This is a genomic window from Pseudomonas sp. B16(2017) (assembly GCF_002113205.1).
Lineage (GTDB): Bacteria > Pseudomonadota > Gammaproteobacteria > Pseudomonadales > Pseudomonadaceae > Aquipseudomonas > Aquipseudomonas pharyngis.
Genome location: NZ_NEKA01000003.1, coordinates 234,901 through 255,764, shown reverse-complemented (window position 1 = coordinate 255,764; position 20,864 = coordinate 234,901). Strand labels below are relative to the sequence as shown.

The window sequence follows — 20,864 nt, the reverse complement described above, 5'->3', positions numbered from 1 at the left end:
GCGACGGCGGTCGAACGCCTAGACTTTGCCGATCTTCAGTTCAGGAACCGCCCGTGACTTCCATCTTCTGGTACGACTACGAAACCACCGGCATCAATCCCCGATGCGACCGCCCGTTGCAGGTGGCCGGGATCCGCACCGACCATGAACTCAACGAAATCGATGCGCCGGTCAATCTCTACTGCCAGCCCAGCGAAGACATCCTGCCGCACCCGGCGGCGTGCGCGATCACCGGCATCACGCCGAGTCGTCTCGCCGAGCAAGGCTTGAGCGAAGCCGACTTCATGACCCGGGTCCACGCCCAGCTCGCGGCTCCCGGCACCTGCGGCGCCGGGTACAACACCCTGCGTTTCGACGACGAGATGACCCGCTACAGCCTGTACCGCAACTTTTTCGATCCCTACGCCCGTGAATGGCAGGGCGGTAACAGTCGCTGGGACTTGATCGATGTGGTGCGCGCCGCCTACGCATTGCGCCCCGATGGTCTGGTCTGGCCGACCGATGATGAAGGCCGGGTGACGCTCAAGCTCGAACGCCTGACCGCCGCCAATGGCATCGATCACGGCAATGCTCACGAAGCATTGTCGGATGTTCGCGCCACGATTGCCCTGGCCCGGTTGATCCGCCAGAAGCAGCCGAGGCTGTATGACTGGCTGTTCCAGTTGCGCAGCAAACAGAAGGTCATGGACCAGATTCGCCTGTTGCAGCCGATGGTGCACATTTCCGGCCGCTTCTCGGCCGCGCGCAGTTATATCGGCGTGGTGCTGCCGCTGGCCTGGCACCCACGCAACAAGAACGCGTTGATCGTTTGTGATCTGCACCTGGATCCGCAGGGGCTGCTCGACCTGGATGCCGAAACTTTGCGTCAGCGCCTGTATACCCGGCGTGACGAGCTGGCCGAAGACGAGTTGCCGGTGCCGCTCAAACTTATTCACATCAACAAGTGCCCGGTGGTGGCGCCGTTGGCGGTGCTGCGTGCTGAAGATCAACAGCGTCTGGGTCTGGACATGGCGTTGTATCAGGCACGTGCCTTGCGACTAAGTGACGCACAACAAGTTTGGAAAGATAAAGTCTCGGCGATTTATGCCAGCGAAGATTTCACCTCGAGTGAAGATCCCGAACAACAGTTGTACGACGGATTTATCGGTGATCGCGATCGTCGTTTATGTGAGCAAGTGAGGGCGACCGATCCTGCTCAATTGGCGCGAGAGCAATGGCCGTTCGATGACGAACGTTTGCCTGAATTGTTGTTTCGATATCGAGCACGTAACTTTCCCGATACGTTGAATTTCGAAGAGCAAGAGCGCTGGAAAATCTTTCGTCGGCAACGCCTGTCCGAGCCGGAGTGGGGGGCGCCTAATACCTTGCAATCTTTTGCCGAGGCCATGGAGCAATGGCGGGTTAGTGCTGCGCCGATGCAGGCCGAGGTGCTGGTTGAATGGCAGAACTATGTCCAGGCATTGCGCAAACGTTTGAATCTTTGAAATCGAACATGTCCGGCGCTTGAATGTCGGGCATAAAAAAACGCCAGCGTTCGCTGGCGTTTTTTGTATCACAGAAGCGCTCTGCGACAAGGGTTGCGGCTTAGCCCAGCAGGGTAGCCCAGCCTTCAACCACGTCACCGCCCCACTTGGCTTTCCACTCTTTCAGAGTTTTGTGGTTGCCACCTTTGGTTTCGATGACTTCGCCGTTGTGCGGGTTCTTGTATTGCTTAACTTTGCGAGCACGCTTGGTGCCGGTAGTTTTGGCTGCGCCGCCACGTGGAGCCTTGGTTTTGGACTCTGGATCCAGCAGCGCGATGATGTCGCGCAGGGATTTGGAATATTCGCCCATCAGTGTGCGCAGTTTGCCTTCGAATTCCAGCTCGGCTTGCAGTTTGTCGTCTTGCGACAGGTTCTTCAAACGGGCTTGCAGCTCTTTGATAGCTTCTTCGGTGGCACGATATTCGTTGATCAAGGACATGATTACTACCTTATGTGGGAGTGCGCGATGGCAGGGGACAGTGCGGCAATAATAGTCAGGCTGTTTCATCAAGTAAACATTTAACCGGGGTTTTTATTTGAATTAGTTACGTTGAAAAGCCCTGAATTGAATGTTCAGTTAAATATTGTGATGGAGTCTTCACAGATATTCACACAGCTCTGTTCAAGCATGGCTATTGCAACGCCATCATTCTGGCGTTTACACGCGTCAAAAAAGCTGCGACGGGCTGCGGTGAGGCTCCGTGGGTCATCAATACTGCAGTTTTCCCGCGCAGTCGCTAGAATGGCGGCCTTTGCGAAGTTCTGGAGTTTCCCCCTCATGCGCACTTTTCGGTTGGTGATTTCTTGCCCGGACCGCGTTGGCATCGTTGCCAAAGTCAGTAACTTTCTGGCGGCCCACAATGGCTGGATCACTGAAGCGAGCCACCACTCGGATAACCAGGTCGGCTGGTTCTTCATGCGTCACGAAATCCGTGCCGATTCCCTGCCTTTCGGTATCGAGGTGTTGCGCGAGAAGTTTGCACCGATCGCCGAAGAGTTCTCGATGGACTGGCGCATCACCGACACCGAGCAGAAAAAACGCGTGGTGCTGATGGCCAGCCGCGAATCCCACTGCCTGGCTGATCTGCTGCACCGCTGGCACAGCGACGAGCTGGATTGCGAGATATCCTGCGTGATTTCCAACCACGACGACCTGCGCAGCATGGTCGAGTGGCACGGCATTCCTTATTACCACGTGCCGGTCAATCCGCAGGACAAGCAACCGGCCTTCGACGAAGTGTCGCGTCTGGTCAAGCAGCACGACGCCGAAGTGGTGGTGCTGGCGCGCTACATGCAGATCCTGCCGCCGGACATGTGCCGCGAATACGCGCACAAGGTCATCAACATTCACCACAGCTTCCTGCCGTCGTTCGTCGGTGCCAAGCCGTACCATCAGGCTTCGATGCGCGGCGTGAAGCTGATCGGTGCGACCTGCCACTACGTGACCGAAGAGCTGGATGCCGGCCCGATCATCGAGCAGGACGTGGTGCGTGTCAGCCACAGCGACAGTATTGAAGACATGGTGCGTTTCGGCCGTGACGTCGAGAAGATGGTGCTGGCCCGTGGCCTGCGCTATCACCTGGAAGACCGCGTGCTGGTGCACGGCAACAAGACCGTGGTGTTCTGATTCAGGTTCGCTCCCACGCAGAGCGTGGGAGCGATCCATGGACCGTGAGGAATGACCGATGAGCGATCCACTGGACAAAGCCACTTCCAAGGCACCCGCCACCCTGGGCGAAGGCTGCCTGAGTCGTTATGACCCGGATGACCTGAGCCCGGAGGACGGCACGGAGTTTCCCGGTGCTGCCGAACTGTGGGAACAGCTCAAGGACGAAGAGGATGACCTCAAGAAGCCTGTCTGACGCTCAGCAGCTTTTTCAGCAACGGCCGGCCCAGCATCAATAGAAACACCGGGCCACCCACCAGCAGATAGAAGTAATACGTCACCACCCGCCAGATCAGGATCGCCGCCGCCGCGGTGGACTTGCCGACCATCGGCGCCAGCAGCGCCGCCGAGGTCAATTCCGCTGCACCGGCACCGCCCGGCAACAGGCTGAATTGCCCCGCTCCCAGCGAAAGCATCTGGATCAGAAAAGTCCAGGCCCACTGCACATCCGTCCCCAGCCCGCGCAACGCCAGATACAGCACGCTGTATCGCAGCGACCAATGCACGCAGGTCAGGACGAACACCTTGATCAATGTCGCCCAGGGCAACTTCAGCGCATCGGTGAAAGCTGCCAGAAAGTGCAGTAACTGCCGCGCCCAGCGCCGTCGAGTTCGCGGTTCGATGTTCATCCCGGCCAGCAGTCGTCCGCTCAAGCGGATCAAACGGCGGTGATAGCGCGCGACCAATATGCAGCTCAGTAAGCCCCCGGACAATGACACGGCGCTGACAATCAGCAGCCATTCCATACGATCACTCAGATGCTGGAACAGCGCGTAGATCAGAATTCCGCTCAGGGCGCAGAGAAAAAACAGCAGATCGCTCAACTGATCCATCGCAAACACGGCGCTGCCCCGGGCCGGGCGCACGCCGCTGCGCGCCAGCAGCGCCATGATCGTCAACGGCCCTCCGCTGCCGCCGGGCGTGGCGCACCAGGCGAATTCGGCCGCCATCACCACCCCGAGGCTTTTCACGGGCGTGACCCTGTCACGCTGATCGCCGAGCAGCAGCCGCAGGCGCAAGGTGTTGATGCCCCAGCACAGCAGCACCATGGCGAACATGATCAACAGCCAATTCAGCGGAAAAGCCTGCAAGCGCTCCCAGGTCTCACCGCCGCCGAGCAGGACGGGCACCGCCACGGCCACCAACAGGCCGATCATCAGCAGAATGCCGCGGCTCAAGCGGCACGCTCGGCTTGAGTGCGCTGGCGTGTCAGCCAGTCGATTTTGGTCATGGGCACGCGTCCGTCCGCCAGCAGTCGTTCAAGGGTGCGCCACCAGTAATCCCGGGAAAAGCGGTGACGCATGTCCACCGGGTGCAAGCCTAGACGAATCACCGGCGCCTGACGCCAGCGCTGCTCTCGCTGTTCGCTGACAATCTTCGACACCCCGCGACGCCAGGCACTGCGCGCGCTCCACACCAGTCCGGGGGCCTCGACCGCCGCGAAATCCGGCAAGTGATAAAGATGCTGTGGATCGCTGGTGTAGCGCAGCGGCAATTCGCGCAGTGCCTGACGGGTGCCGGCGCTCATCAACCAGGCCGGGGCCACGAAACCGTGCAGCGGCCAGCCGTGGCGTCGAAACAGATCGATGCCCGGGCGCAGGCGGGCGAGGGCGGCTTCACGGGACAACTGATAGAACTCGCCTTCATGGGTGTAGACCCGGCGCATGAACCAGTCGCGAGCAGTACGCGGGCCGGGCTCGGTGTCCTCATGAAAGTGGCCGTGCAGGGCCAGTTCATCGCCGCGTGCGACGCGCTGGTCGAGCATTCGACAGAACTCGGGGTGGACCTCAAGGGCATCGTGGCGATGGAAGTCCGGGACCACCAGCCACGTCATCGGGACATTGCCCAACCGGTCAACGGCTTCGACGAAGGCTCGATAATCGGCCCATGTGGAGGGTGCTACGTCATGCAGCACCAGCATTACCGCCGGACGTTCGTGAAATTCAGCCATTGGCCACCCGAGGAACCGAATCGCCGAGTACCGCGTGGTAATGGCTCAGCAGGCTGTCGACCACCGTGTCCCAGGCGTAATACCGTTCGACATGTTGGCGTGCCTGTCGACCGAGTACGTCAGTCCCGCGACTGAACAGTTCGCGCACGGCATTGGCCATGGCTTGCGCATTGTTCGGCGCGCAGAGCAGGCCGCAGGATTCGCTGACGATTTCCTCGAACGCTCCTGCCGCCACCGCCACCACCGGAATGCCACAAGCCATGGCCTCCAAGATCACCAAACCGAAGGTTTCCTGATCGCCGGCATGGATCAGCGCGTCGGCGCTGGCCATCAACCGCGCGACCTGGGCGGCCGGGCAGAACCGATCGATCACGCTGACATTGTCCGGGACGGACGCCGGCATCGACGAGCCGACCAGCAGCAGGTGATAACGCGGCCCCAGGCGTTTCATGCAATCGAGCAGCACCGGCAGGTTTTTCTCTTTGGAACCGCGACCGGCAAAGATCAGCAGGCGCGTGTCCTCGGCGATCCCCAGCTCGGCGCGTAATCCAGCGTCGCGGGCATCCGGGTGGAAGGTCTGAAGGTCAACGCCCAGGGGCTGCACATATACGTTGCGTACCCCCAGCCTGCTGAGCTTGTCGGCCATGACCTGGCTGGGCGCCAGCACCCGGTCGAAATTGCCGTACAACTTGCGCACATACGCATCGACATTTGGCGTGACCCAATGGCCCATGCGGTTGCCCACCAGCAGCGGCAGGTCCGAGTGGTAGAAACCGATCACCGGCACATCCAGTTGTCGCCGTGCATCGAGCGCGGCCCAGGCGGTGAGGTACGGGTCGCCGACTTCGATCAGATCGGGTTGCAGATCCTGCAGAACGTTTCGCCAAGGGGCCAGGCGCAGGGGAAAGCGATAGCCCTTGCCGAAGGGCAGGGCAGGGGCGGGAACCGTATAAACGCCATCAGACTCACCAAAATCCGCCCCGGGGATCAGCAGGCTGTGGCGGATGCCGGGCTTGACCCCCAGCCGACGGTGCTTGGCATCCAGATAGGTGCGCACGCCGCCGCTGGCCGGGGCGTAGAACATGGTGATGTCAGCGATATGCACGGTGAACGTCCCTCCGCAGTGATCTCCCTTGGTTGACCTTTATCAAGAATAGATGTTCGGTCGGGGTTTCGCGGTGGGGCGCAAGGTCGGTTTCGGAGGGATTGCCGGTCGTCTTCGTCGGATGGCAATGAACCGACGAAGACGACCGGCAGAACGGCTTTAAATGCGGAAGCTGCCAACCAGTTGCTTCAAGCGCGAAGCCTGCTGCTCCAGATCCGAGCAGGCACGCAACGTCGCCTGCAAGTTCTCGACACCTTCCTGGTTCAGCGTATTGATCTCGGTAATATCCACGTTGATCGACTCGACCACGGCAGTCTGTTCCTCGGTCGCGGTCGCCACCGACTGGTTCATCCCGTCGATTTCACCAATGCGCTGGGTCACGCTGTTCAGGCGCTCGCCGGCGAGGTTGGCGATGTCCACGCTGTCCTGGCTGTGTCGCTGGCTGTCGCTCATGGTGCTGACGGATTCGCGGGCGCCGACTTGCAGTTCCTCGATCATGGTCTGCACCTGTTGCGCCGATTCCTGGGTGCGGTGGGCGAGGTTGCGCACCTCGTCCGCCACCACCGCAAATCCGCGCCCGGCTTCACCGGCACGTGCTGCCTCGATGGCCGCGTTGAGCGCCAGCAGGTTGGTCTGCTGGGAAATGCTGGTGATCACTTCCAGAATCTGGCCGATGTTCACGGTTTTGCTGTTCAGCGATTCGATATTGCTGCTGGATGCGCTGAGCATGCTCGACAGTTGATTCATTGCCTTGATGCTGCGCTCCACCACTTGCTGGCCGTCTTCAGCCAGGCCACGGGCGTCGCTGGCCTGGGTCGAGGCTTGTGCGGCGTTGCGAGCGATTTCCTGGGCGGCGGCGCCGAGCTGGTTGATCGCCGCCGCCACGCTGTTGGTGCGCGAGGCTTGCTGGTCGGAGTTGTACATCGACGAGTTCGAGGCCGCGACTACCCGCAGGGCGACTTCGTTGACCTGGCCGGTGGCCGACGACACTTCGCGGATCGAGCCGTGGATACGTTCGACGAAACGGTTGAACGCCGTGCCGAGCACGCCGAATTCGTCCTGGTTCTGAATGGTCAGGCGCTTGGTCAGGTCGCCTTCGCCGTCGGCGATGTCTTCCATGGCGCGGGTCATGACATGCAGCGGCTGGATCAGGATGCGGATCAGCATGCCGAGCAGGGCAATGATGATCGCCACTGCAATCACGGTCGCGATCACGGCCGAGGTGCGGAATTCGCTGAGCATCGAGAAGGCTTTGTCTTTGTCCACCGACAGGCCGATGTACCAGTTCACCGACGGCAGGCCTTTGATCGGGGTGAAGTTGACGATGCGGGTCTTGCCGTCGACGGTGACTTCAGTGAAGTCACTGCTGATGCGCGGGGTGTCCTGCGGATAGGCTTCCTTCAGTGATTTCATCACCAGGGCCTTGTCCGGGTGCACCAGGATCTTGCCGTCGGCGCTGACCAGGAACGCGTAGCCCATGCCGGAGAAGTCCCGGGCGCTGAGGGTGTTGATCAGGGTTTGCAGGCTCAGATCGCCGCCCACCACGCCCACGCTCTGGCCGGCCTTTTTCGCGGCAGTGGCGATGGAAATGATGGTCTGGCCGGTGGCGGCGTCGATGTACGGTTCGGTCAGGGTCGAGGTGCTGCTGCTTTCCGCACCTTTATACCAGGGGCGAACGCGCGGATCGAAACCGTCCGGCATCTTCGCATCCGGGCGGATGGTGAAGTGCCCGGTGGCATCGCCGAGGTAGGACGCCATGAAGGTCGAGGTCAGAGCTTTCTGTTCCAGCAGGCTGGCGACGGCGGCAGGCTCGGGATTGATGGCGATGTTCTGGGCAGCGTTCTCGATCAGCAGGATGCGCCCGCTGAGCCAGGTCTGGATGTTGTCGGCTGTGACCTCGCCCATCTCGTTGAGGTAATTGTCCAGGTCCTCGCGGATCGCATTGCGTTGCAACCAGTCGTTGTACAGCGTGAACGAGGCGAAGGCGGCAATGACGATGAGGGCGGCGGCAAGCAAAATTTTATGGCTGAAACGCAGATTTTTGTTCATGGCTTGGGGTTCCGCTAAGGTCTTATTATTCAGGGCGTGCTTCTATAGATGCTCGCTAGGTGGGCTTGATGAGTACAAGCAGGTATTTCCGCTTCTCCTTAGGGAAATCTCCGATGCGGATGTCAGTCGCATCTGTCACCTTTAGCTATCGGCCATGCTCGACAAAGATTAACCATTGGGTGACCAAATGCCTGACTCCTTGCAACTCGTAATCGGCGCCGACCTCGCCGGGCAACCCATCGCCCAGGCCATGCGCCTGGCCAACCGTCACGGGCTGGTGGCCGGGGCCACCGGTACCGGCAAGACCGTCACCTTGCAGCGTCTGGCCGAGGCGTTCAGCGACGCCGGCGTCGCGGTGTTCGCCGCCGACGTCAAGGGCGACCTGTGCGGCCTCGGTGCTGCCGGCAATCCCCAGGGCAAGATTGCCGAGCGCATCGCCGGCATGCCGTGGCTCAATCACAAGCCTCAAGCGTATCCCGTGACCTTGTGGGACATTCACGGTCAGTCCGGTCATCCGTTGCGCACCACGCTGAGCGAAATGGGCCCGCTGCTGATCGGCGCCCTGCTGGAGCTGACCGACAGCCAGCAATCGGCGCTGTACGCCGCTTTCAAGGTGGCGGATCGCGAAGGCCTGTTGCTGCTGGATCTCAAAGACCTGAAAGCGCTGCTCAATCACCTCAAGGACAATCCGCAGCTGTTGGGCGAAGACGCGGCGCTGTTCACCACCGGCTCCAGCCAGGCGCTGTTGCGGCGTCTGGCCACGCTGGAGCAGCAGGGCGCCGAGGCGTTGTTCGGCGAGCCGGCGCTGCAACTGGAGGACATTCTGCAGCCGACCGCCGATGGTCGCGGCCGCATTCATCTGCTCGACGCCAGTCGTCTGGTGCATGAGGCGCCGAAGGTCTACGCGACCTTCCTGTTGTGGCTGCTGGCCGAGCTGTTCGAGCAATTGCCGGAACGCGGCGATGCCGACAAACCGCTACTGGCATTGTTTTTTGATGAGGCGCATTTGTTGTTCGGCGACACGCCCAAGGCCTTGCAGGAGCGCCTGGAACAAGTTGTGCGGCTGATTCGCTCGAAAGGCGTGGGCGTGTATTTCGTCACCCAGTCGCCGGGCGACCTGCCGGACGACGTGCTGGCGCAACTGGGGCTGCGGATTCAGCATGGGTTGCGCGCATTTACCGCCAAGGAACAGAAATCCCTGCGGGCGGTGGCGGATGGCTTCCGGCCGAATCCGGCGTTCGACACGTTAACGGTGCTCACCGAACTCGGGATCGGCGAGGCTTTGGTCGGCACGCTGCAAGAGAAGGGCACGCCGGAAATGGTGCAGCGGGTGCTGGTGGCACCGCCGCAATCGCGGATCGGACCGTTGACCGAGACCGAACGCACGGTGTTGATTGCCGGTTCGCCGTTCAAGGGGCGTTATGACAAGCCGATCGACCGGGAGTCGGCCTATGAAATTCTGATGGGCCGCAAGGGGCTGGGACCGGAGGCGGAAGCGGCGCCGGGCAAACCGGCGATTGAGGAGCCGAGCCTGGCGGACAAGGCTGGGGAGTTCCTTGGTACGGCCGCGGGGCAGGCGCTCAAGTCTGCGATGCGCCAGGCGGCGAATTCGCTGGGTAAACAGTTGGTGCGCGGTCTGATGGGGTCATTGCTCGGGGGCAGCAAACGCCGCTGATCAACCAAGGCTCAGGGTTTAGGTTTGGCGTGGGCGGCCAGTCGTTCCAGTGCCGCTCGCAGATTCGGATCGCTGATCCCGTCGGCGGTGGCCTGGATGGTCGCCGCCGCATCCGTCGACAGGTCGATCGTCGGCCCGTTCGCCTCGCGCTGGAGGGTCGGTGGCCGCACGGCGAATTTGATCCGTGTCAGATTGGCGAACTCATCGAACATCTGCAGTTGCCGTTGCAGGCGTTTCTGCTGATAGCGCAGGCGCGTAGCCCAATGGCCGTCGGTGACGATCAGCAGCAGCTCGCCTTCGCGCCACTTGGCCACGTGGCAGTGCGCGCGGGCGGCAGGTTGCAGCTGGCTTTCGAGCAGACGTTGCAGATGGGCCAGACGCTGGGCATGACCGAGGATGGCTTTCAACGGCCTGGCTTCGCGTAGCAGAACGGCGGGCGCTCTGGCTGTGAGAGGGCGAAATGCCATGATCTAGGACCTGAAGTGACAGAGGCGCCATGGTAGCAGATGGCACCCATTTCACTCGCCCATTGCTTTTGTCCCTGCTTTGCCCATTAAATCAACGACTAACTTCTTCCCTGTACGGCTTGAAGTTGAGCAAAACGCCCCTATTTTAAGTGAGCCCCGTCAAAGCGCAGTGCCAGCATCGTGGAATATCCCCACTTTCCTCACCACCGTTTCCGGGTAGAATGCTCGTTCGCATGCGGCCATGAGGGCTGCACGGGCGACTCACGGGGCCGCCCTCCATCCCTTTAGTGTGGAAGATCCTGCCGATATGTTTGCGCCTTTGTTAAAGAAACTTTTTGGAAGCAAGAACGAGCGTGAAGTCAAACGCATGCTCAAGACGGTGCAGCTCGTCAATGCCTTCGAAGAGAAGATGGTCGCCCTCTCGGACGATCAACTGCGCGCCAAGACCGCAGAGTTCAAGGACCGCATTGCCAAGGGGGAGACCCTCGACAAGCTGTTGCCGGAAGCCTTTGCGGTCGCCCGCGAAGCCGGCAAGCGTGTCATGGGCATGCGCCACTTCGACGTCCAGCTGATCGGCGGCATGACCCTGCACGAAGGCAAGATTGCCGAAATGCGCACCGGTGAAGGCAAGACCCTGGTGGGTACCCTGGGCGTTTACCTCAACGCGCTGTCCGGCAAGGGCGTGCACGTTGTGACCGTGAACGATTACCTGGCCCGCCGCGACGCCAACTGGATGCGTCCGCTGTATGAATTCCTCGGTCTGAGCGTCGGTATCGTGACGCCGTTCCAGCCGCCGGAAGAGAAGCGCGCCGCCTACGCTGCCGACATCACCTACGGTACCAACAACGAATTCGGGTTCGACTACCTGCGCGACAACATGGCGTTCAGCATGGAAGAGAAATTCCAGCGCGAACTCAACTTTGCCGTGATCGACGAAGTCGACTCCATCCTCATCGACGAAGCGCGTACTCCGCTGATCATTTCCGGTCAGGCCGAGGACAGCTCCAAGCTGTATATCGAGATCAACAAGCTGATCCCGAAACTCAAGCTGCACGTCGAAGAAGTCGAAGGCGAAGTCACCCAGGAAGGCCATTACACCGTCGACGAGAAGACCCGTCAGGTCGAACTCAACGAAGCCGGTCACCAGTTCATCGAAGACCAACTGACCAGCATCGGTCTGCTGGCCGAAGGCGAGAGCCTGTACTCGGCGCATAACCTGAGCCTGCTGACTCACGTTTATGCCGGTCTGCGTGCGCACAAGCTGTTCCATCGCAACGTCGAATACATCGTGCAGGACGGTCAGGTCGTGCTGGTCGACGAACACACCGGTCGTACCATGCCGGGTCGTCGTCTGTCCGAGGGCCTGCACCAGGCTATCGAAGCCAAGGAAGGCCTGAACATCCAGGCCGAGAGCCAGACCCTGGCATCGACCACGTTCCAGAACTACTTCCGCCTCTACGAAAAGCTGTCCGGCATGACCGGTACCGCCGACACCGAAGCGTTCGAATTCCATCAGATCTATGGCCTGCAGGTCATCGTGATCCCGACCAACAAGCCGTTGGCCCGTAAGGATTACAACGACCTGGTGTTCCTGACCGCCGAAGAGAAATACGCGGCGATCGTCAATGACATCAAGGAAAGCATGGCCGCCGGCCGTCCGGTGCTGGTGGGTACTGCGACCATCGAAACCTCCGAGCACATGTCCGCATTGCTCGAGAAGGAAGGCATCGAACACAAGGTTCTGAACGCCAAGTTCCACGAAAAAGAAGCTGAAATCATCGCACAGGCCGGTCGTCCGGGCGCACTGACCATCGCTACCAACATGGCCGGTCGTGGTACCGACATCCTGTTGGGCGGCAACTGGGAAGTTGAAGTCGCGTCGCTGGAAAACCCGACCCCTGAGCAGATCGCCCAGATCAAGGCCGACTGGCAGAAGCGTCACCAGCAAGTGCTGGAGTCCGGCGGTCTGCAGGTAATCGCGTCCGAGCGTCACGAATCCCGTCGTATCGACAACCAGCTGCGTGGCCGTGCCGGCCGTCAGGGTGACGCCGGTTCCAGCCGCTTCTACCTGTCGCTGGAAGACAGCCTGATGCGTATCTTCGCCTCCGACCGGGTGAAGAACTTCATGAAAGCCCTGGGCATGCAGCCTGGCGAAGCGATCGAACACCGCATGGTGTCCAACGCCATCGAGAAGGCACAGCGCAAGGTTGAAGGCCGCAACTTCGACATTCGCAAGCAACTGCTCGAGTTCGACGACGTCAACAACGAACAGCGTAAAGTGATCTATCACATGCGTAACACGTTGCTGGCTGCGGACAACATCGGCGAAACCATCGCTGACTTCCGCCAGGACGTTCTGAACGCCACCGTCAGCGCACACATTCCACCGCAATCGCTGCCAGAACAGTGGGACGTGGCCGGTCTGGAAGCGTCGATCGCCAGCGACTTCGGCGTGAAGCTGCCGATCCAGCAATGGCTCGACGAAGACGATCACCTGTACGAAGAAACCCTGCGCGAAAAGCTGATGAACGAGCTGATCGCCGCGTACAACGAAAAAGAAGACCAGGCTGGCGCCGAAGCCCTGCGCTCGTTCGAGAAGCAGATCGTGCTGCGCGTTCTGGATGACCTGTGGAAAGACCACCTGTCGACCATGGATCACCTGCGTCACGGTATCCACCTGCGTGGTTATGCGCAGAAAAACCCCAAACAGGAATACAAGCGCGAGTCCTTCACGCTGTTCTCCGAGCTGCTGGATTCGATCAAGCGCGACTCGATCCGTGTGCTGTCGCACGTTCAGGTTCGCCGCGAAGATCCGGCCGAGGAAGAGCAACGCCTGCGTCAGGAAGCCGAAGCACTGGCCGCCCGCATGCAGTTCGAACACGCTGAAGCGCCAGGTCTGGATCAACCGGAAGCACTGGTCGGTGAAGAGGTCGACGTGGCACTCGCCACCGCCCCGGTGCGCAACGAGCAGAAGCTGGGCCGCAACGAACTGTGCTACTGCGGTTCGGGCAAGAAATTCAAGCATTGCCACGGGCAGATCCAGTAAAACCCGTTTCAATCGCTGAAATACCCGCGCCGCGACCGGCACCAGCCGTCGCGGCGTTTTGCCATTTACACCACCGTCACTACGCTTGGCGGTGCTGACATCATTGAGTAAGGAGCGCATTCATGGCTGTTGGTCTTGGTCCTTTGCCAACGTTGCACCCGGTTGCCGGTTTTGAACTCGGTATCGCTTCGGCCGGCATCAAGCGCCCGGGGCGCAAGGATGTCGTCGTGATGCGTTGCGCCGAAGGTTCCACCGTGGCGGGCGTGTTCACGTTGAACGCTTTCTGTGCAGCGCCGGTGATCCTGGCCAAGAAACGCGTGCAGAACGCTGTGCGCTACCTGTTGACCAACACCGGCAATGCCAACGCCGGCACCGGCGAACCGGGCCTGGCTGCTGCCGAGCGCACCACCGCCAAACTGGCTGAACTGACCGGCGTGGATGCCAGCCAGATCCTGCCGTATTCCACTGGCGTGATCGGCGAGCCGCTGCCGGTCGAGAAGATCGAAGGCGCCCTGCAGGCCGCGCTGGACGACCTGTCGGAAAACAACTGGGAAGCTGCCGCCACCGGCATCATGACCACCGACACGCTGCCAAAAGGCGCCAGCCGCCAGTTCCAGCATGACGGCGTGACCATCACCGTCACCGGCATCAGCAAGGGCGCGGGCATGATCCGTCCGAACATGGCGACCATGCTCGGTTACATCGCCACTGACGCCAAAGTCTCTCGCGACGTGCTGCACAACCTGATCCTGGACGGCGCCAACAAGTCGTTCAACCGCATCACCATCGACGGCGACACCTCGACCAACGACTGCTGCATGCTGATTGCTACCGGCAAGGCTGCGCTGCCGGAAATCACCCGTGCCGAAGGCGAGCTGTTCACCAAGCTGAAGCAGGCTGTGTTCGAAGTATGCATGGACGTGGCCCAGGCCATCGTGCGTGACGGCGAAGGCGCGACCAAGTTCGTGACCGTTGAAGTCAACGGCGGCGGCAATCACCAGGAATGCCTGGACGTCGGCTACACCGTGGCCCACTCGCCGCTGATCAAGACGGCACTGTTTGCGTCCGACCCGAACTGGGGCCGAATCCTCGCTGCCGTTGGTCGTGCCGGCGTGCCGGATCTGGACGTGAGCAAGATCGACGTGTTCCTTGGCGAGGTGTGCATCGCCAGCCGTGGCGCCCGCGCCGCGACTTACACCGAAGCCCAGGGCTCGGCAGTGATGCAGCAGGAAGAAATCACCATCCGTATCGAACTGGGTCGCGGCGATTGCAGCGAAACCATCTGGACCACCGACCTGTCCCACGAGTACGTGAAGATCAACGCCGAATACCGCACCTGATCCCTGCCGAAGAAGGAGGTCTGCGGACCTCCTTTTCTTCTGTCCCATGAAAGGACCCGAACATGAGCCTTCACCTGATCATCGGCGACAAACTGCTTTCCTCCTGGTCCCTGCGCGCGGCGCTGGCGCTTGAACTGACCGGCGCGCCCTACACCGAAGAACTGGTCAAACTCGGCAAGCCCGACACCCGTGAGCGGCTGCTGGCGCATTCGCCGACCGCCAAGGTGCCACTGTTGAAAACCGCCCGTGGCACCGTCGCCGACTCTCTGGCGATTGCCGAATACCTGGCCGAACAGTTTCCTTCCGAGCAACTCTGGCCGACCGATATCTTCGCCCGAGCCCAAGCGCGATCCGCCTGCGCGCAGATGCACAGCGGCTTTTTCGCCATGCGCAACCACATGCCGTTCAATCTGAGCCACGACGCGCCGCTCAATCCGGTGCCGCCGGAAGTGAAGGTCGATGTCGAGCGCATGCTCGCGCTGTGGGCCGAATGCCGTGCTGTCGCGACCGAACCGGGGCCTTACCTGTTTGGTCGGGTGTCGCTGGCCGATGCGTTCTTCGCCCCGATTGCCGTGCGTCTGCGCACCTATCAGGTGAAGCTGCCGGCTGATGATCAAGCCTATGTTGAAACCGTCTACCAATGGCCAGCCTTAAAGGCCTGGCAAAAGGCCGGACTGGAGGAATTGCAGTCGTGAAACGCGTACACGTCGCCGCCGCCGTCATTCGTGATGGCAGCGGCAAAATTCTGATCGCCCGCCGTGCCGATACCCAGCATCAGGGCGGCCTCTGGGAATTTCCCGGTGGCAAGGTCGAAGCCGACGAGTCGGTGCAGACCGCCCTGGCCCGCGAGCTGCACGAAGAGTTGGGCATCGTTGTCGGCGCTGCCCGGCCGCTGATCAAAGTGCGCCACGATTATCCGGACAAGCAGGTGTTGCTGGATGTCTGGGAAGTGTCGAGCTTCACCGGCGAACCTCATGGCGCCGAAGGCCAGCCTTTGGCCTGGGTTTCTGCCAGAGCGCTGACGGATTACGAATTCCCGGCGGCCAACCAGCCGATCGTCGCGGCGGCGCGTCTGCCCGCTGAATACCTGATCACCCCGGAAGACCTGGAAACCCCGGCCTTGCTGCGCGGTATCCAGAAGGCGATTGCCGGCGGTATCAAGCTGATCCAGCTGCGTGCGCCCAATGGTTATGACCCGAAGTACCGCGATCTGGCGGTGGATGCGGTCGGCCTGTGCGCCGGCAAGGCGCAGTTGATGATCAAGGGCCCGTTCGAGTGGCTGGGCGATTTCCCGGCCGCCGGCTGGCACATCACCTCGGCACAGTTGCGCAAGTATGCGGCTGCGGGGCGTCCGCTGCCGGCGGAGCGCTGGCTGGCGGCGTCCTGCCACAACGCTGAAGAACTGGCACTGGCCGAGCAGATGGGTGTGGATTTCGTGACCCTGTCGCCGGTGCAACCGACCCTGACTCACCCGGATGCGCAGCCGTTGGGCTGGGAGCAGGCGTCGACGCTGATCGAAGGTTTCAGCAAGCCGGTGTTTCTGCTGGGCGGAGTCGGACCGGCGGAGCGTGAACAAGCGTGGAATGCCGGGGCTCAGGGTGTGGCGGGGATTCGAGCGTTCTGGCCTGAGGCCTGATTCTTTATTGAGGCTGATGTCCCTTCGCGAGCAAGCCCGCTCCCACGGTTGATTGCATTGCCGCAGGAGGAACTCGATCAACTGTGGGAGCGGGCTTGCTCCGGGCGGCGTTCCGACGAAGGCGTCCTGATCGGCGCTACACCTCTGAAGGTTTCGCCGCCGGTTGCCACAGAATCTCGACGATACCCTGGCGCCGCGCAATCAACCTCGCCGCCACAAACAACAGATCCGACAAGCGATTGATATACGCCAGGCCAACCCCGGCCAACGGTTCGATCGCATTCAAATGCTGACAACGCCGCTCGGCACTGCGCGCCAGGCTGCGACAGACATGGGCCTGGGCAATCAGCATCGAACCGCCCGGCAGAATGAAATTCTCCAGCGGCCCCAATTCTTCATTCCAGACATCAATAGCGGCTTCCAGCCGTTCGATTTCTGCTGTGTTCAATGCCTGATACTCCGGCATCGCCAGTTCACCGCCAAGGTCGAACAAACGGTGCTGGCAGGGCGCCAACACATCGATCAACTCATTCAGCCCCGGGCAGGCTTCGCGCTCGGCGATCAACCCGGCCAGCAGCACGCCCACCTGACTGTTCAGCGTATCGACCTCGCCAATGGCCTCGATGCGCGGGTGATCCTTGGGTACCCGGCGGCCGTCGCCCAGTCCGGTTTCGCCCTTGTCGCCGGTGCGGGTGTAGATCTTCGACAAGCGAAAGCCCATGGTTTACCTCGGTAGTAGATTGGTTTCGGCGGCGATGGGCGCCGGTTGCGCCAGTGGCAGGCGCAGGGTGAAGCAGGTGCCTTGCCCTGGCGCCGACTGCACTTCCATCTGCCCTTTGTGGTTGTTGGTGATGATGAAGTACGACACCGACAGCCCGAGCCCCGTGCCCTGGCCGATTTCCTTGGTGGTGAAGAACGGTTCGAAGGTGCGCTTGCGCACGTTCTCGCTCATGCCGATGCCGTTGTCCTCGACCTGAATCTCGGCCCATGGTGGATTGAGACGGGTGCGCAGGGTGATTCGCCCTGGCTCGCTGTCATCTTCGCGCTGGTGGATCGCCTGCGCGGCGTTTTTCAGCAGGTTCAGCAGCACCTGTTCGAGTTCGTTGGCAGTGCCGGGCACCGGGCCCAGCGCCGGGTCGAACTGGCGAATGATAGCCTGACCCTTGAAGTCGAAGCCGATGGCCAGGTCAAAGTCGTTGCCGGCGATCTCCACGGCTTGATCGATCAGCGCCGGCAGGTCGCACGGCGCCATCTGGCGGTTGCTGCGGCGACTGAAACTGAGCATGTGGGTGACGATTTTCGCCGCCCGCGCACCGGCCTGCTGGATGCCGTCGAGCAGTTGCGGGACTTCCCGGCCTTGCAGGTAGCGGTTCACGGTATCGAGTTCGATGCCCAGTTGCTCGGCCTGCTCGAGGTTCTTCGGCAGGTCTGGCGACAGACGTCGGCGAATGTTCTGCACGTTGTGCAGGATCGCCCCCAGCGGATTGTTGATTTCGTGGGCCATGCCGGCGGCGAGGCCACCGACCGACAGCATTTTCTCCGACTGCACCATCATTTCTTCCAGCGACAGACGCTGGGTGATGTCGTCGATGCGGATCACCACGCCGCGTCCGGCACCGCCCATCAACGGATAGAAGGTCAGGGCGTAGTGCTTGGGCTCGTCGTCCTTGAACCATGTCACCCGCTCGATTTTCGCCACCGTGTGCTGTTCGACGGTCTGCTTGAGTTGCGGCAGGAACGGCTTGAGCGGCTCGAACGCGAGGAAGATCGGCTGGTTGAGCGCTTCGTCCAGCCGGGTACCGGAAAGGGCGCTGGCCTCCTGGTTCCATTGGGTGACGTAGAGCTGTTCGTCGAGGGCGATCAGCGCCGAGGGCATGGAGTCGATGATGCTGTTGAGGTAGTTCTGGAACCCGGTGAGTTTTTTTTCGATCTTGCTGCGCACCTGGACTTCCAGTTCCAGCTTGCGGTTGGTGTGGCGGGTTTCTTCAGCCAGACCCTGGGCCTGATCGTAGGCGGCTTGCGAGTCATCGCGGGCGCGCTTGAGTTGCTGCTCCCGGGCCTCGATGCGCGAGAGCATGGTGTTGAACGCTTCGGCCAGACTGCCGATTTCGTCATGGTTGCCCCGGGAGGCGCGCAGGGCGTAGTTCTCTTCGCGGGTGACCTGGCGGGACAGTTCTTCGAGCTGATGGATCGGCCGGGTGATCAGGCGCTTGATCTGCCGGGCGATGACCAGCCACAGCAGCACACTGAAAATCAGAATCCCCAGACTGGCGGTGAGCGTGCCGGTGTAGAACGCCACCGGCAGTTCACTGCTGGCCACCAGCAACAGGTGGCCCGGTGCGGTGCCGGGGCGGGGCAGGGTGATCAACTGGTTGCTGCGGAACTCGGTCAGTTGCCAGGCTTCGATGTGCCGGTAGCGTTCCGGCAGGTTGAGTTTGTCGCCGTGCTGCAACTGCGCCAAGCGTTCGCCCTTGCCGTCATACAGCGCGGCGGCACGCAGCGGGGAATAGCTGTCGAGCTCCTTGAGCAAACGCTCGGCGCTTTGTGGCGACTGCAAGGCGTCGGCCACCAGGCTCGGGTTCGACACCAGCCGGCCGATGGTCTGCAACGCCTGGGGGGCCATACTTTCCTGGGAGATGTAATAGGCGGCGCTGATAAAGGTCAGGTTGGCGACCAGCAACACAGTGGTCAACAGCACCAGCAGGGCGGCCAACAATTTCTGGCCGACCGGCAGGTTTTCAAGACGCTGGCGCAATGGCATCAGGTTTATCGCAGCAAAGGAACAAGTGGCCAGCGTAGCCGCTGCTCAGTCGACGGGCAATCCGAGACTGTGCAGATGAGCGCTCAGGCGCTCCTGCAATTGCTTGAGATGAGGCAGGTTCAACTGATGACGCTCTGCAACCTTGCAGGCGTGGCCGAGCAGATAACTGATCTCGGTGCGGCGTTTACTGGCCACGTCCTGGTACATGGACGAGAAATTCGCCGCCGTGGCCTGGATCACCCGTTCGACTTCCTGTTGCAGGTTGTCCGCCGCGGCCGGTTGCCCGCAGCGTTCGAGCAGTTCGGTCAGTTCGCCGCACAGGGTGGCGACCTCGCAGTTATGTTGCTGCAAGCCGCCGTTGCGGCAGTCGTGCAGCACCGTCAGCGGATTGATTGCACAGTTGAGTGCCAGCTTGCGCCACAGACGGGTGAGGATGTCGGCGCTCCATTCATGGGGGATTTTCGCCGCCTCGAGATCGTCCAGCCAGATCGGTGCTACCGGATGACCGGCGTCCCCTAGCCAGGTGTAGCCATGGCCTGCGAACACCACGCGCCAGTCGCCGTCGCGAAAAGCGCCTTCGGTGCTGGAGGCGCTGATACAGCGGGCCTGCGGGACTCGCGCGGCGACCGCTTCCTGGCTGCCGAGGCCGTTCTGCAAAAGGATCAGTTCGGCGTCCGGTGCCAGGCGATGGGCAAGCCCGGCTACGGCCGTATCGGCGTCGTAGGCCTTGCAGGCCACCAGCAGGCGGCGGATCGGTTCGGGGCTGTCCGGGGTTTCGCCAGGGATGGCGTAGCTGCTGGCCACGCCTTGCTCGACGAGGGTCAGGCCGCCCGCCGTCGCATAGTCGTGCAAGCGGTCAATGTCGCGCAGGATCAACCGAACCGGCAGGCCGGCCCGGGCCAGGCGTGTGGCCCAGAGCGTGCCGAGACTTCCGGCGCCGAGGACGTGCCAGGGGGTGGACATCAGTTTTTCACTCGGTAAGGTACTGGCATGCAAGGCTCGCCGTGTCGGTGGGAAAAGACCCGTTATAATGAGCCCGATTTTAACCGCAAGCCAAGCGCGCCGCGTCCCGTACGAGCGCGCCTTTTTATTGGAGAACTTACATGCCGTCGTTCGACGTGGTATCCGAACTGGACAAACACGAACTCACCAACGCGGTCGAGAACGCCGTGAAGGAACTCGATCGTCGTTATGACCTGAAAGGCAAGGGCAGCTTCGAATACAAGGAAAAGGACCTGACCGTCCACCTGACCGCTGAAGCCGATTTCCAGCTGGAAGCGATGATCGAGATCCTCAAGCTGGCCCTGGTCAAGCGCAAGATCGACGTGCAGTGCCTCGAAGTCAAAGACTCCTTCGCCTCGGGCAAGCTGATGAAGCAGGACGCCGTCCTCAAGGAAGGCATCGACAAGGAACTGGCGAAGAAAATCGTCGGCCACATCAAGGAAGCCAAGCTCAAGGTGCAGGCCGCCATTCAGGGCGAGCAGGTACGTGTGACCGGCAAGAAGCGTGACGACCTGCAGGAAGCCATCGCGGCCCTGCGTGCCAAGGAATTTGGCATGCCACTGCAGTTCAACAACTTCCGCGACTAAGCTTTTCGGTCGGGAACCTCTCGGCGTTTAATGCGTCCGAGGCCCAAGCGACGGCA

General features: G+C 61.3%; 18 protein-coding genes and 1 pseudogene. 9 read left to right on the top strand and 10 right to left on the bottom strand.

What is annotated here, in order from left to right; translation table 11 throughout:
- The first annotated feature begins 53 nt into the window (after positions 1 to 53).
- Positions 54 to 1,484 carry an exodeoxyribonuclease I gene (gene sbcB / locus CAG25_RS06485; protein WP_085610822.1) on the top strand — a complete coding sequence of 477 codons (1,431 nt, stop codon included), beginning with the start codon at positions 54 to 56 and terminating at the stop codon, positions 1,482 to 1,484.
- A 100-nt stretch (positions 1,485 to 1,584) separates the two neighbouring features.
- Here the strand turns inward: sbcB and mvaT are convergent, their stop codons facing one another.
- Positions 1,585 to 1,962 (bottom strand): histone-like nucleoid-structuring protein MvaT, encoded by a 378-nt coding sequence (gene mvaT, locus CAG25_RS06480; RefSeq protein ID WP_007951234.1) that lies wholly within the window; start codon positions 1,960 to 1,962, stop codon positions 1,585 to 1,587.
- Positions 1,963 to 2,301: 339 nt separating this feature from the next.
- Here mvaT and purU point away from each other — a divergent pair, with 339 nt between their 5' ends.
- Positions 2,302 to 3,150, top strand: coding sequence for a formyltetrahydrofolate deformylase (purU, locus tag CAG25_RS06470; protein WP_011335666.1), 849 nt, complete (start codon positions 2,302 to 2,304; stop codon positions 3,148 to 3,150).
- A gap of 58 nt (positions 3,151 to 3,208) precedes the next feature.
- On the top strand, positions 3,209 to 3,385 hold the full coding sequence (locus CAG25_RS28605) for a hypothetical protein (RefSeq protein ID WP_007951232.1): 177 nt from the start codon (positions 3,209 to 3,211) through the stop codon (positions 3,383 to 3,385).
- Here CAG25_RS28605 and CAG25_RS06465 read toward each other — a convergent pair.
- From CAG25_RS06465 to CAG25_RS29070, 5 genes and pseudogenes are all read right to left on the bottom strand, one after another.
- On the bottom strand, positions 3,369 to 4,367 hold the full coding sequence (locus CAG25_RS06465) for a lysylphosphatidylglycerol synthase transmembrane domain-containing protein (protein WP_085610820.1): 999 nt from the start codon (positions 4,365 to 4,367) through the stop codon (positions 3,369 to 3,371). The genes CAG25_RS28605 and CAG25_RS06465 overlap by 17 nt on opposite strands.
- Positions 4,364 to 5,140 (bottom strand): DUF2334 domain-containing protein, encoded by a 777-nt coding sequence (locus CAG25_RS06460; protein WP_085610819.1) that lies wholly within the window; start codon positions 5,138 to 5,140, stop codon positions 4,364 to 4,366. The genes CAG25_RS06465 and CAG25_RS06460 overlap by 4 nt, the downstream gene beginning before the upstream one ends.
- The gene (locus CAG25_RS06455) at positions 5,133 to 6,245 is read right to left on the bottom strand and encodes a glycosyltransferase family 1 protein (RefSeq protein ID WP_085610818.1); all 1,113 of its coding nucleotides are present in this window, start codon (positions 6,243 to 6,245) and stop codon (positions 5,133 to 5,135) included. The genes CAG25_RS06460 and CAG25_RS06455 overlap by 8 nt, the downstream gene beginning before the upstream one ends.
- 159 nt (positions 6,246 to 6,404) lie before the next feature.
- Positions 6,405 to 7,169, bottom strand: coding sequence for a methyl-accepting chemotaxis protein (locus CAG25_RS29075; RefSeq protein WP_371855245.1), 765 nt, complete (start codon positions 7,167 to 7,169; stop codon positions 6,405 to 6,407).
- 93 nt (positions 7,170 to 7,262) lie between these two features.
- A pseudogene (locus CAG25_RS29070) lies at positions 7,263 to 8,294 on the bottom strand (cache domain-containing protein); the annotation flags it as partial.
- A 187-nt stretch (positions 8,295 to 8,481) separates the two neighbouring features.
- Here CAG25_RS29070 and CAG25_RS06445 point away from each other — a divergent pair.
- The gene (locus CAG25_RS06445) at positions 8,482 to 9,969 is read left to right on the top strand and encodes a helicase HerA-like domain-containing protein (protein WP_085610976.1); all 1,488 of its coding nucleotides are present in this window, start codon (positions 8,482 to 8,484) and stop codon (positions 9,967 to 9,969) included.
- An 11-nt stretch (positions 9,970 to 9,980) separates the two neighbouring features.
- Here CAG25_RS06445 and CAG25_RS06440 read toward each other — a convergent pair whose 3' ends face one another.
- Complete coding sequence (locus CAG25_RS06440) at positions 9,981 to 10,436, bottom strand: DUF721 domain-containing protein (protein ID WP_085610816.1); 456 nt, start codon at positions 10,434 to 10,436, stop codon at positions 9,981 to 9,983.
- Positions 10,437 to 10,743: 307 nt separating this feature from the next.
- Between CAG25_RS06440 and secA the strand changes: the two genes are divergently transcribed.
- From secA to CAG25_RS06420, 4 genes are all read left to right on the top strand, one after another.
- Positions 10,744 to 13,482 carry a preprotein translocase subunit SecA gene (gene secA, locus CAG25_RS06435; RefSeq protein WP_085610815.1) on the top strand — a complete coding sequence of 913 codons (2,739 nt, stop codon included), beginning with the start codon at positions 10,744 to 10,746 and terminating at the stop codon, positions 13,480 to 13,482.
- A 122-nt stretch (positions 13,483 to 13,604) separates the two neighbouring features.
- A complete protein-coding gene (gene argJ, locus CAG25_RS06430; protein ID WP_039765981.1) occupies positions 13,605 to 14,822 on the top strand; it encodes a bifunctional glutamate N-acetyltransferase/amino-acid acetyltransferase ArgJ in 1,218 nt (405 codons plus the stop codon).
- Between the two features lie 62 nt (positions 14,823 to 14,884).
- Positions 14,885 to 15,517: a glutathione S-transferase family protein gene (locus CAG25_RS06425; RefSeq protein WP_085610814.1), complete on the top strand. Its 633-nt coding sequence runs from the start codon at positions 14,885 to 14,887 to the stop codon at positions 15,515 to 15,517.
- Complete coding sequence (locus tag CAG25_RS06420; RefSeq protein WP_085610813.1) at positions 15,514 to 16,458, top strand: Nudix family hydrolase; 945 nt, start codon at positions 15,514 to 15,516, stop codon at positions 16,456 to 16,458. The genes CAG25_RS06425 and CAG25_RS06420 overlap by 4 nt, the downstream gene beginning before the upstream one ends.
- A 136-nt stretch (positions 16,459 to 16,594) precedes the next feature.
- On the opposite strand, the gene CAG25_RS06415 is transcribed toward CAG25_RS06420, so the two are convergent.
- From CAG25_RS06415 to CAG25_RS06405, 3 genes are read right to left on the bottom strand one after another with little or no spacing between them, the layout of a single operon-like run.
- Positions 16,595 to 17,179, bottom strand: a complete 585-nt coding sequence (locus CAG25_RS06415) for a cob(I)yrinic acid a,c-diamide adenosyltransferase (protein WP_085610812.1) — start codon at positions 17,177 to 17,179, stop codon at positions 16,595 to 16,597.
- Between the two features lie 3 nt (positions 17,180 to 17,182).
- A complete protein-coding gene (locus tag CAG25_RS06410; protein WP_085610811.1) occupies positions 17,183 to 19,219 on the bottom strand; it encodes a HAMP domain-containing sensor histidine kinase in 2,037 nt (678 codons plus the stop codon).
- 45 nt (positions 19,220 to 19,264) lie between these two features.
- Positions 19,265 to 20,182, bottom strand: coding sequence for a putative 2-dehydropantoate 2-reductase (locus CAG25_RS06405; protein ID WP_085610810.1), 918 nt, complete (start codon positions 20,180 to 20,182; stop codon positions 19,265 to 19,267).
- A 140-nt stretch (positions 20,183 to 20,322) separates the two neighbouring features.
- On the opposite strand from CAG25_RS06405, the gene CAG25_RS06400 reads away from it, so the two are divergent.
- Positions 20,323 to 20,808, top strand: a complete 486-nt coding sequence (locus CAG25_RS06400; protein ID WP_011335651.1) for a YajQ family cyclic di-GMP-binding protein — start codon at positions 20,323 to 20,325, stop codon at positions 20,806 to 20,808.
- The last annotated feature ends 56 nt before the right edge of the window (positions 20,809 to 20,864 follow it).